Here is a 12,570-nt window from a genome sequence, read left to right as displayed (position 1 = left end):
TTATTGATATATTTAATATTATTTTAAAGACTTGATTAATGAAAAAAATCCTTCTACTTATATTTTTATGCATTTTTACCTTAGGTTTCTCCCAAAAAAAGAAGAAATCGAAATCCAAAGCAGTTGTAGAAAAAGAAACGGTAATTATCTACACAGAGCAGGATGCCGAAGCTTCTAAAGAGGCAAGAGTGATCGCCGGTTTCCTGAAGCAGAATCCCGGGCACGCCAAAACAGATTATTTTAAAAGAAAACTGATTGAAATGATTATGGCCGATAATTCTCCTGAAGCCAAGCCTACCATTAAACCGATCAGTAAAGAGAAAATAGAAAAAATTGTTCAGAATAATGAGCTCAACAGTGGTAAGGTGATAGCCACCAATAAAACATCTGCTGAAAATAAGAACACGGATAAGGTAAATGATGCTATAAATGCTTTGAAAGAAGAGAGACTGGCAAGCGTTGGTTCCACAAGTTCTGCCAAAACTGCAGGGGTTGCCAAATCGGAACCTAGTGAAGCCCATAAAAAAACAGCAGCAATGCTTACCCACATTTTTAATAATGATATGAATAAGAATGAGGCTTATGTCAATATCAAGAACAGATCAAGCTGTAACCTGATCGTAAAGATAAGCGGGAAAAAATATTATAATCTGACAGTTCCGGCAAAAGGACAGAATTTTATTCTGATAGATAAAGGAGAATATGTACTGACTACCATGGTGTGTGATGCAAAATATTCTTCGATCAAGAAGGTAACACAGGATATTGAAATTGCCCTTAATGTAGCTGATTAATAAGTAAAAAAGAAACTAAACTATAAACAAAAACGGTTAAGAAATTTCTTAACCGTTTTTTTATTTTATCCTTTAAACTGTCCCATCGCAATGAATTTCTCCTGCCTTTGGGTTTCAAGCTCCTGTCCTGAGAATTTTGAAAAAGCTTTGATATTCTGTAAAATCGAATGTTTCAGATTCAGATAAGCTGTTTCCGGATCATATTGAGCTCCACCAAGGGGTTCTTCAATAATACCGTCAATGAATTTTTCTCTTAAAGCATCTTTCGGGGTAAGATTCAGTGCGTTGGCCGCATCTTCTTTGTGATCCCAGTTTCTCCATAAGATAGAAGAACAGCTTTCGGGTGCAATTACGGTGTACCAGGTATTTTCAAGCATGTATACTTTGTTTCCGACACCTATTCCCAAAGCTCCGCCACTTGCTCCTTCACCGATGATGTAAGTGAAAATAGGAGTTTTAAGCTGAACCATTTCGAAAATGTTTCTGGCAATTGCTTCACCCTGTCCTCTTTCTTCAGCTTCTAATCCTGGATAAGCACCCGGTGTATCTACTAAAGTCACTACAGGGATTTTGAATTTTTCAGCAAGCTTCATCAGTCGTAAAGCTTTTCTGTATCCTTCAGGATTCGGCATTCCGAATCTTCTGTACTGTCTTTCTTTGGTGGTTCTCCCTTTCTGGGTTCCTATGATCATTACTCTCTGACCATCCAATGTAGCTAAACCGCCAATCATTGCAGGGTCGTCTGCGAAATTTCTGTCTCCGTGAAGTTCCAGAAAACTTCCTTTATCTACCATTCCGTTGATATAGTCAATTGTATAGGGACGATCCGGATGACGGGATAATTGTACTCTCTGCCAAGGGGTAAGATTTTCGTAGATTTCTTTTTTCTTTTCCAAAATCTTATCCTCAATCTGGCTGCATGCTAATTTTACATCAACACCACTTTCTTCTCCTACTAAAGAACAGGTCTGAAGTTGATCCATCAGATCTTTTATAGGAAGTTCGAAACTTAAATATTCCATTTCTTGAAGTAAATTAAATCTTTCAAATTTATGAAAAATTATGAAAAACTATTTAAAATTATTGATAGCATTGTTTATTCGGGAGATACTTTCCTCTTTTCCAATCAGTTCCATGATATCCGGAACATCAGGACCTTTCAGTTCTCCTACCAGTGCCAAACGCAGCGGCATCATCACTTTTCCCATCCCCAGGCCTTTATTTTCCACGAAATCGTGGACTGCCTGCTTCAGGATTTCCGAGCTAAATTCAGTAGCAGCAAGATTTTCTGCTAATTCACCTAAAACAGCTGATGTTTCTTCGTTCCAGGCTTTTTTTGATGCTTTTTCCTCATAAGAAACCGGAGCTTCGAAGAAAAATTTTCCGTTTTCATAAATATCTTTAGGGAAGGTAGCTCTTTCTTTCATCAAACCGATGATCTTTACTAATTTTTCATCAGAAACACCGGACAGGTTACAATCTGTATCCTTTAGCATCTGAAGAAGCTCATGGTCAGATTTCATCTGGATATACTGATGATTAAACCATTCGGATTTTTCTTTGCTGAATCTGGCACCAGCCTTATGTACCTTATGCAGATCGAATTCTTTGCCCATTTCTTCCAGTGACAGGATTTCTTTATCATCTGCAGGAGACCAGCCCAGTAATGCCACCATATTGATGAATGCATCGGGAAGATATCCGTTTTCTCTGTATCCTTTGGAAATGGCTCCTGTTGAAGGATCTTTGAAGTCCAGCGGGAATACAGGAAATCCAAACTTGTCGCCGTCTCTTTTGCTTAATTTTCCGGAAAGCCCTTTCTTTAAAAACTGTTTTACAGAAGCAGTTAATGGACTGTCTTTATCGTTCTCGCCCAGCATTGATTTAAATCTCGGGCTTTTTACTTCTGCAAAGTATGATTTAATAAGTTCCGCTGATTCATCAAAAGAAAACTGGCTGTTTTTCAAGACGAATTCTTCTGCAAAAGATTTTGTGATGCTGTCAATATTATCTTTATTGATTAAAGTCGATACATCAGGCTTCAGAATTAGGGACAGGTGGGCAAACTGAGGTGCTTCCCAGCCCATAGCCTCGTATAATAAAGTGTGAAGACCTAAAGACGGCAGCCATTCTTCACCACGGATGACGTGGGAAATTTCCATTTCGTGGTCATCGATGATGTTGGCAAAATGGTAAGTCGGCATTCCGTCATTCTTCACAAGAACTTTATCGTCCAGTGTATTGGTATTCACAGCAGAATTCCCACGGATGATGTCCTGAAGGTTTAACGTTCTGTCAACCGGCATTTTGAATCTTACCACATAAGGTGTTTTTTCGTCCAGTAATTTCTGAACTTCCTCTTCAGAAAGGGCGATACTGTTTCTCAGCCGGTTCCTGGTTTTGTTGTCGTAAGAGAAAACATCTCCTTTAGCTTCAAACTCTGTACGGATGGCATCCAGTTCTTCAGGAGTGTCAAAAGCGATATAGGCATAATCTGTTTTCAGGATCTGCTCTGTGTACCTGTCATAGATATCCCTTCTTTCAGACTGTCTGTAAGGTGCAAATTTTCCTCCTTTCTTAGGGCTTTCATCTGGAATGATTCCGCACCATTCTAACGCTTCTTCGATATAGTCTTCAGCTCCTTCCACATATCTGGCCGTATCTGTATCTTCGATCCGAAGGACAAATTCGCCACCCTGGTTTTTAGCAAAAAGATAATCATATAATGCGGTTCTTACGCCTCCCAAATGCAAAGGTCCGGTAGGACTTGGAGCAAAACGAACTCTTACTTTCTCCATTTCAATAAAAATTTTGGTGCAAATTTACTTAAAATTACCTGAGTTAGGGTTAAGAAAATTAAGATTAAAGGACTGGAAGCAGGAAGAGGGAGGCCAGAAGTTATTATAAGTGAATAATTTCTTACAGTTATTGTAAAATTCGATTAAATAATTTAACAAAATAGTGTACCATGTTCTTTGGGAGTATCAATAACTCCAATTTTCCAGCTTCAGGCTTCATTCTCTTTATTTATTTTTTAGCATCAGGAGTTTGAAGAATAAGACAGGATTTTTGTACTTAATTCTGTACTTTTCTTTTTTCCATTCCGTTTGCAGTCTTTCTTTCTCAGTTTCAGAATCTGTCTCTGATAAAAGGATTTCGTATTTGAAATGAATAAGCTTAAGCCTGTATTTTTTATAAAGCTTCTGATCTGCTTTTATGTAATCAATGTATTTATGGGTCACTTTTTCATAAGAGTCTTTCATCAGCTTCCAGTTTCTGGAAAGGCTGGTGGAAAGTATTCTGTAGTAGAATAGTTTCTTGTCGATAAACCCGATTTTATAGCCTTTGGATGTCAGCCTCAGATTCATATCCCAGTCTTCAGTATTGATGTTTTCATCAAACGGATATTCCACGAGAAGGTTTCTTTTTGCAAATGTTCCCACGTTGGCCGTTTTATTTTCCGAAACATTTTCATGGAAAAAGTTATTGAGGGTATCTCTGATCTGCTTTTTCTCTTTCGGAGTATAGGCATCTGTCATTTTCTCTTCCGACTGGTAATATTTATAACCGTCCGAAAGGATAAAGTCTACCGGGTTTTTCTCGATATATGATACTTTTTCTGCAAGATGATCTTCAGTAAACCAGTCATCTCCCGAAAGTATGGAGATATACTCTCCTGAAGCATGGGAAATTGCTGTATTAATGTTTTTTGCTACGCCGAAGCTTTCCGTATTTCTGATGGTTTTGTAAGGCTTGTCAAACGTTGAAAGTGCCTGTTCTGCATTGTGAAATGTTTTGTCTTTCGAAGCATTATCCAAAAGAATAATTTCATAATTGGGGTAGGTCTGCGAAATGGCGGACAAGCATGCCTGTTCTATGAACTTTTCATGGTTCATGGTGATGATGATAAGGCTTACAAGCGGCGGATTATTCATTGTTTAAAGATACTGATTTTAGATAGGATGAGTTTAATTACCGTAAATGGTAAAATATTTTGTCTTTTTGATTGCTTTTTTTTGCTTCATAAGTTCAAGGGTTATTGAACTGACGAAAAAGCCCTCTTTATAGTAATGCAGGAGATTATTATCTACTGCTACTGTGTTTGTTTTTAATTTTTGAAGATCTGTTTTCCAGCTCGGGTATTCAATATCCATTTCCCATGACGCACGGTTTGGAAAACTTGCGTTGATAATATCCAAAAGAGGAGAGGCGGGTAAGAATATAACATCTTTATGTACTTTATGTATTTGCTGTGCTTCCAAAATATAGGAATATTCTTTTTCAGAAACCAACAGCCCTGAAACTGCCGGAACGTTTTTAATAAAAACATGTTTAGATGTAAGACTTTCCGAATGATAAGGGTATTTGCCTCGATATATTGAAAAAACCATTAATACGATTCCCCATAAAAGCATGAAAAACCTGTCTTGCTTTTCTATGAACTTGTAAAGAAGAATTAAAATAAAAAAAACAGGGGTATTATATCCCCAGGATATAGAAGAACACCAACCGAGAAACAGTAATAAAAATATCAATTTATTGTGCCGTTCATACTTTAGGAATAAGATAAATAAGATGACATACAAAACATAAGTTCCCTTGAACTGTCCGTCATTAAAAAAAGGATATATGATAAAGACAGGCAATAGAACCACCAATGCTATTTCATACACTTTTCTATTAATGTTTATAAAATAGATCAGAACCAGTGAAAGGATATAAAGTATGGTGTGAAATTTTTTTTCAAAAGAAAAGTAAGGAGCTATACAGCCTTCATAAATATAAGATGGTGATGCCGGTTGTAAAACCTGTTCTATAAATAAGTTGAAATTTTCAATAATCCGATACTGAAACAGTACCGCAATTAAGAATAAAAAAGAAGGAATAAAGACGTATAGATCTTTTTTTGTAATCACAAATTTTTTAAACAGATCAAAAAGGATAATGACTGATGCACCCAGTCCGAAAATAACAAAAGATTGCTTGGTAAGTGAAGCGAATGCAATAAAAAGGAGTGAGCTCAGATACCATTTTTTTTTATAAAACAGCAAAGCAAGCACAGCAAATAAAATTCCATCTATAGTATGCCACGGCATGATAGGGAAGGTGTGAAGAAAACATAACACCAAAAATACGGTAGTCAGTAAATTCTTCTTGTCAAAGATAAGCTTCTGTATGATATAGCAGATGATAAAGCTTTCTATAATAACAAGAATTCTGGAAATTAAAATTAAATAATCAAACTGTAGCGGAATAAACTTGAGAAGGTAATCCCAAAAGATAACTCCGAAAAAGGGACGGATAAAATCGTAGTCTTTATAAATAATCTGCCCTGTTTTTAATCTTCCCACTGCAGATAACTGAAATCCCAAATCAGCCTGATTGATAGAGTAAACACTTATGAAAGCAAAGTACAGACCTGATAAAAATAACATTCCATAAAAGAAAATCTGATTTTTATTAAAATTAGGTACCGAATCCATATTTGTCACATATTTTAGTTGCAATAAGTACTTTTATTTATTTCATGAATTCAGTTTAAATACAGTATTTCCCAATGGTCGAGAGTATACTTATTATAAACTTTTTCAGGTGGTTTTTCGTATGGAGTATGAAAAAATATTTTTATGTTACTGAATCTTTTATTCACCACCGGAATATTGTGAGGATTATGAAATCGCAGGCTTTGATGGTTGGATCATCCGTGATGATTTTTTTGCCATGACTTCAAAATATCCTTAAATTACGTCTGGTCAGAGAACCTCGGGTAAAAAATAACTTCACTAGTCTTGTACTAGGCATTCAGCACATGATGAGGTGATTTTTTCTTCCGAACTTTAAAGCTTAATGTTTTGTTTTTTTGCAGGGTTTCCAAACCAGGTTTCTCCGGCAGGTACATCCTTTGTTACAACACTTCCTGCACCTATGATTGCATTCTCATGAATGGTAATTCCTGGAAGTATTGTTGCATTTGCTCCAATAGAGGCTCCTTTTTTGACAATGGTTTTCAGTAAAGTGAAATTTTTATTTTTTGATACAGGGTGTTTATCATTGGTGAAAGTAACATTAGGTCCAATAAAAACATCATCCTCAATAGAAATTCCATCCCATATTTGTACTCCCGGCTTTATAGTGACATTATTTCCAATATAAACATTGTTTTCTATGAAAACATTATAGTTGATATTGCAATTTTCACCTATTACGGCATCGGCAAGCACAACGCAATATTGCCATATCATTGTATTTTTACCAATAGATTTGCTTAGTACTTCTGCAGTAGGATGTATATTTATCATGAGTCTAACATTTGTTTTAATTCATTTGAGAAAATTTCGGGATCCAACTTATAATCTTCATGAAAATCTTTACTGGTCTGAGGATAGATATAAAAGTGTAAATCGAGTCCTATTTCTTTTGCTAATGTAGAGAAAATAGCGAAATCTCCCCATACGGAACTAATCCAAAGTAATCCTTTGGCTCCAGGATTTGCAAAAAGTATATTGGTCCATGCTGCTCCTGTTGGCCCTATGATATAATCAGCGTTGTTTACCAGGTAGATCTGCTCGTGAATATTAAGGTCTTCAAAGAAAACTTCTTCAAACCCATATTTTTTTGCTGTTTCGAAAATTTCATGATCATTATATTTTCTATACTGAGATTTTCTTGAAATAAATACCTTCTTAATAGGTTCGATACCGACTTTGCTCAGATCCAGATTATCAAAGGCTATTTTTCTAAGATACTGCAGGGAAGATTTTGATAATTTTGCAAATCCGGCTTCATACTTTTCGCCCGGCATAATATTCGGGATGGCATAATTGATGCTCGTGATATGCCACAGCTTTTTGAACTGGTAATAATTTTTATTGTTGCTTAGAAATACAATTTTATAATCCTTAAGGAAGAACATAAGCAGCTCTTTCAGGTTTTCAACCTTCTGAACATCTTCGTCTATGATAATAAGTTTATTCTTTGCATCAGGAATATACTGGAAAAACTCAACTTTGGACAGGATATCTACCAGAAAATGATAATAATTAAACGTAAAAGTTCCACCCAGGAAAATAGCCTCTTCATCATAATACACATTCTTATAATTCTTTACTTTTGCAAGAGTCATAGAGTGTTGTATTAAATTGGTGGTATTGTATACGTACGTAATCCTGTCATCATCATGCCATCTTTCGTAAAAGATTTTATCTTTTTTCAGGTTTAAAAAATAGGTGGAATTAGGAATACAAAGTACATTTTGAAGGGCAAAAATCTCTATGGTATTTTTAGGTGCTTTTACAGAAGCCTGAGGAGCATAAAAGGTTTTAGGGAGAAAAATTTCTACCTCTTGTTTCTCACTGATCTTAATTCTTTCCGTACAGTATTCAGACGGGATAGAATCCAGCGGCAAAAAATCGGTAACAAGCCTTTTTGCTTTTCTGAAAAAAGACTTGATATAATATTTTTTTCTAAGTGCTTTAAGCTGTTCTTCTAAATTTTCAATTTGTTCCTTCGCATTCATATTAAAACTTGGCTCTTTCGTTATTTCAGAGATTACAGTTCGTATTTTTCTATAATTTCTGTATAATAACTTATGGTTTCATCCACCATCATATCAATGCCGAATTTAGATTCTATTAGCTTCCGTGCATTGACTGATATTTTGTTTCTCAGCTCATCGTCTTCAAAAATAAGACTTATCTTTTTGTAGAAGTTTCCTTCCTCAGCAATCAGACCATTTACCGGCTCCTCTATAATTTCTTTAAAGGAATCTATTGCAGAACAGACAACAGGTTTCTGCATGGCCATTACCTCGAGCAAAGATAAGCTAAAATTTTCACCTTTGGAGGGGAAGCACACTACCTCTGCTTTGCTGATAAGCTGTACAATTTCCTTACCCGATTTATTGCCATAGAAATGAACCGAATTCCGGGTCTCAGCATCAGGAATGTTCTCATTAATATACACAGGATAATGATTAGGTTTCCCTATAAAATGAAGCGATGCTTCCGGATGATCTTTTTTAAGCCTGACAAAAGAATTAATCAGAGTTTCTGCACCTTTTTCAAAAGAAACATTTCCTAAAAAGAATACAGATTTGGGAATAATTTCTGCATTTTCTACAGGTTTGTAAAATGCTTCATCGATGCCGTTGTAAATAAGTTTAGGATTTTTTATGCCGAACAGGTTCTTATTGATCTTCTCATTATACCTGGATATCGTAATAATGTTTTCCGAGCTTTTAAAAGCTGCTTTTTCACAGAAGATTCTTCCTTTATGTACTTTTTTGTAGCCGAAGTATTTTTCCAGAACAGACCATGAACCGTGGCATCTGATCACATAAGGAATTTCTTTAGGGATAGAAAGGGCGAGGCCGTCAAAGTCATGAGTTTCTGCAATATCAAAATGAAGGTTATTCTTTGTGATCCAGGCATTTATCTGATCAGAAATGTTTTTTTTCTCAGATAGATAGAGTTTAAAATGAATCTGCTCAAGAATTTTCAGTTTTCCGGTAAAAGACCTTAATAGTTCAAGAAGAGGATTGGCTTTGAAAATATCTTTTATTGAATGGACCTTTACACCGTCTTCCTCTACATCAAATGCATATTTTGAGATCAAAAAAACATGTACTGAGATTCCTCTCTTAACAAGTTCTGTACATAAATTTTTATAAAAAGTGCCTGTCCCGCCTACTTTTGGGGTGTGGGAAGATTTGTATTCCCGGGTTACAATAAGTACATTTTTTAATTCTTTCATGAATTCAGTTTAAATACAGTGTTTACCCAATGGTCAAGAGTATACTTATTATAAACTTCTTCAGGCAGCTTTTCGTATGGTGTAGTGAAAAAATCTTTTTTCAGATTACTGAACTTCTTATCCAGTACCAGAATATTATTGGGATTATAAAAATCATACGTTTTAATCGTAGGATTATCCGTAATAATTTTCTTTTCCAGAGCCATGGCTTCAAATATTCTGAAGCTGAGTCCGGTCTGGTCGGCCCGCATCAGGTCGAGGATCGCTTTAGTGTTCTTATAATAGGCAGGAAGTACGTGATGAGGGATCTTTTTTCTGCCGAATTTTAAGATATCAATATTCTTCTTATCAATGATCTGGTTCAGTTTATTCTTCCAGCCCTTTTTACCGACCATATAGACCTCGAATTTTATTTTCAGCGGATGTATGCGGTTGATTAAAAGATTCAGGGCAGAAAGCCTTTTTTGATCATAAGACGTGATGTAGAACAGATCCAGCTTCGGTCGCTGTTTGGCTGCCGGGATATGGTCCAGGTAATTATAATTGGTAATCTTTTCGAATCCGAAGTTTTTTACATCTTCATCATCAAAAGAAAATATCGTGTCAAAATAATGCAGAAGATGGGTAGCCGGATTTCGCGCCATGCTGTCATACAGATAGGCAATGTTCCGGTCGGTATATTCCCTGATCTTCTGATGGATACTTTCGTCAATAGCCTCAGGATTGATGACCAGGATCTGGTCCTGTCTTCCTATTTTTTCCAGAGACTCCAGTATGAAACTTTGTCTTTTGTGATATTTCGGGTTTTTACCCAGAAAAATCTTGCTGAACGTGTTTTTTATACGCTCTCCGGTATTTTTGTGGGTAAAGGCTCCGATGTTGATGTGGCATGCTTCAATGCCTTTAGCACTCAGTTTTTCCACTATGTGCTCATCATAATTCCAGAAATCGAAGCTGATTAAACAAATTTTCATACTGCAAAAATAAAAATTTCATATTTAAATTTATATTTTTGATGAAAAGCCTGACCAGAATGCAAAAGAAAATTCTTATTGATGTCGAAAGATTAAAGTACCCGAAGTCGGGAATTGCCAACGTATGTGTTTCATTAATAAGGGGTCTGGATGAGAAAACCTCTGATTTTGAGTATACCTTTTACGGTCCAAAAAAAAATATTCCGCAGACGAAAAAAAACTTTAATATTATCGACTGGAAGTTCTGGCAGAAGAAATTTTCTATAAATACCCGATCTTTCTCCCTGATCCATACCACTCACCAGCTTTCCAAGTATTTTCATGCCGTAAAAAAAGAGCAGAAAAAAGTAGTAACGCTTCACGATCTTAATTTTCTTCACGATGGAAGCCTCGAAAGAAAAGTGAAAAAAGATACAAAACTGGTTCAGAAAAATATAGGTAATGCAGATGCCATCGTTTGTATCTCAGAATTTGTAAAAGAAGATTTTCTTAAGAACAGGAAACTTTTTACTTTAAAAAATGAGGTTAAAATAAAAGTGATTTATAACGGACTGATTTTTCCCGGAACAACAGAATTTTACTCTAAGAACAGCTATCGTTTCATCGGGAAGAAATATATTTTAAATATAGGAGTACTTTTCCCTAAAAAAAATCAGGATGTACTTCTGGATCTTGTTTCAAAAAATGACAGAGACCTTGTATTGGTAACTTCATCTGCAAAATCTGCCTACAAAGAGAAGTTTTTAGAGAAAATAAAAACTCTGGGACTGGAAGATAAAGTGCACATTCTGGAAAATGTAGATAATAACGAAAAATATTTTCTTCTTCAGCATTGCGAATCGTATTGTCATCCCTCATTGGCAGAAGGTTTTGGCATTCCTCCCGTTGAAGCTATGTATTTTGGAAAGCCTGTTTTTTTAAGCAAATTAACGAGTCTGCCTGAAATAGGAGGAGATCTGGCTTTTTATTTTGATGACTTTTCAGCGGAGCATATGCAGCAGGTTTATGCATCCGGAATGCAGGCTTACGGCTCCGGCACGGATGAATATGCTTTACAGCTAAAGCAGAGAGCCCTAAAATTCGGATATCTTGAAATGGCAGGAGCTTATGATAAGCTTTACAGTGAACTTCTGAATTAAAGTTTAATTTTTCCTAATCTTAATTTCCACTTAAATACATCGAAACTGTCACCTCCTTTGATATCAATCCTTTTGATCTCAAATTTATTTTTCCATGGATAGTAGTCGATATTGTTACCTATACGTACAGCAGAAATAATTCCTGCCTTTTCGAGTATGGAGAAAAATTCTTTTTTTTGTGCTCCTTTCTTAGGAAATTTCCCGTAAGGGTAGGCGAGTACCTTGGTAAAAGGGATTGCTTTTTCCTCCAGGGTACGGATGTTTTCATGAATATCATCCGCTGCTTCCTGTAGTGAGATCTCAGAAAAGTTCTTATGGGAGTGGCTGTGAAGTGCAATTTCAACGATTCCGGGATTCAGGGACCTGATCTCATCAAATGTCATGAGCTGACGGTTTTCATCCGTTTCACTTTCCTGGATAAGTTTGGTTGGAATGAAGATGGTAGCTTTCAAGCAGTATTTTTCCAGCAGAGGAACCAGATATTGAAGATTGTTGAGGTAGCCATCATCAAAAGTGAGAATGAGCTTGTGTTTCAGCTGACTGTTAGCCTTCAGGTCATTAAAAAATAAAGTGTTATAATTATTTTTAATGTACTTAAACTGCTTTTCCAGATCTTCTGCTGAAACGGTCAGCAAATCTTTGCCGGAAATTTTTTTCTCCGGAAGAACTTTATGATACATAAGAATGCGAACACTTTCTGTTCCTGAGAATCCGAATGTTCTTTTGATAAATCTGAGCATGGCTATTGTCTATAAACCGTATGTCTTTTTGTGATGATGTTATAAAATTATTTTACGGGTTATATAATTCTATTGTTTATTAACTGACTAACTGAATAATGTATAAGTCTACAAAAACAGATATCTGTTACCAAAATTTAAAATTAATTAAATATTGAACGCATTAGCTTAA

The 12,570-nt window shown here is 35.7% G+C and carries 11 protein-coding genes; 2 read left to right on the top strand and 9 right to left on the bottom strand.

Annotation, left to right across the window (positions count from 1 at the left end):
* The first annotated feature begins 38 nt into the window (after positions 1-38).
* Complete coding sequence (locus tag AC4IFE_RS09620; protein ID WP_490756644.1) at positions 39-794, top strand: DUF6759 domain-containing protein; 756 nt, start codon at positions 39-41, stop codon at positions 792-794.
* A 65-nt stretch (positions 795-859) separates the two neighbouring features.
* On the opposite strand, the gene AC4IFE_RS09615 is transcribed toward AC4IFE_RS09620, so the two are convergent.
* The 8 genes from AC4IFE_RS09615 to AC4IFE_RS09580 all read right to left on the bottom strand — a co-directional run bounded on the left by AC4IFE_RS09615 (position 860) and on the right by AC4IFE_RS09580 (position 10,519).
* On the bottom strand, positions 860-1,816 hold the full coding sequence (locus AC4IFE_RS09615; protein WP_490756643.1) for an acetyl-CoA carboxylase carboxyltransferase subunit alpha: 957 nt from the start codon (positions 1,814-1,816) through the stop codon (positions 860-862).
* Between the two features lie 48 nt (positions 1,817-1,864).
* A complete protein-coding gene (gene gltX / locus AC4IFE_RS09610) occupies positions 1,865-3,592 on the bottom strand; it encodes a glutamate--tRNA ligase (protein ID WP_490756641.1) in 1,728 nt (575 codons plus the stop codon).
* 225 nt (positions 3,593-3,817) lie between these two features.
* Positions 3,818-4,729 carry a glycosyltransferase family 2 protein gene (locus AC4IFE_RS09605; protein WP_490756640.1) on the bottom strand — a complete coding sequence of 304 codons (912 nt, stop codon included), beginning with the start codon at positions 4,727-4,729 and terminating at the stop codon, positions 3,818-3,820.
* Positions 4,730-4,762: 33 nt separating this feature from the next.
* Positions 4,763-6,277, bottom strand: a complete 1,515-nt coding sequence (locus AC4IFE_RS09600; protein ID WP_490756638.1) for a hypothetical protein — start codon at positions 6,275-6,277, stop codon at positions 4,763-4,765.
* A gap of 354 nt (positions 6,278-6,631) precedes the next feature.
* Positions 6,632-7,093: an acyltransferase gene (locus AC4IFE_RS09595; protein ID WP_490756636.1), complete on the bottom strand. Its 462-nt coding sequence runs from the start codon at positions 7,091-7,093 to the stop codon at positions 6,632-6,634.
* On the bottom strand, positions 7,090-8,310 hold the full coding sequence (locus tag AC4IFE_RS09590) for a glycosyltransferase family 61 protein (protein WP_490756635.1): 1,221 nt from the start codon (positions 8,308-8,310) through the stop codon (positions 7,090-7,092). The genes AC4IFE_RS09595 and AC4IFE_RS09590 overlap by 4 nt, the downstream gene beginning before the upstream one ends.
* Positions 8,311-8,342: 32 nt before the next feature.
* Positions 8,343-9,545: a glycosyltransferase family 4 protein gene (locus tag AC4IFE_RS09585; protein WP_490756634.1), complete on the bottom strand. Its 1,203-nt coding sequence runs from the start codon at positions 9,543-9,545 to the stop codon at positions 8,343-8,345.
* Positions 9,542-10,519, bottom strand: a complete 978-nt coding sequence (locus tag AC4IFE_RS09580) for a WaaS/CpsH family glycosyltransferase (protein ID WP_490756633.1) — start codon at positions 10,517-10,519, stop codon at positions 9,542-9,544. Before AC4IFE_RS09580 ends, AC4IFE_RS09585 begins: the two co-directional genes overlap by 4 nt.
* Before the next feature lie 59 nt (positions 10,520-10,578).
* Between AC4IFE_RS09580 and AC4IFE_RS09575 the strand changes: the two genes are divergently transcribed.
* On the top strand, positions 10,579-11,658 hold the full coding sequence (locus AC4IFE_RS09575) for a glycosyltransferase family 4 protein (RefSeq protein WP_490756631.1): 1,080 nt from the start codon (positions 10,579-10,581) through the stop codon (positions 11,656-11,658).
* Here AC4IFE_RS09575 and AC4IFE_RS09570 read toward each other — a convergent pair.
* Positions 11,655-12,398, bottom strand: coding sequence for a polysaccharide deacetylase family protein (locus AC4IFE_RS09570; protein WP_490756629.1), 744 nt, complete (start codon positions 12,396-12,398; stop codon positions 11,655-11,657). The two genes, AC4IFE_RS09575 and AC4IFE_RS09570, sit on opposite strands and share 4 nt — an antisense overlap.
* Positions 12,399-12,570 lie beyond the last annotated feature (172 nt).

The sequence above is a fragment of the Chryseobacterium sp. UF-81 genome, from assembly GCF_058245105.1.
This window is presented reverse-complemented; position numbering and strand designations above follow the sequence as displayed.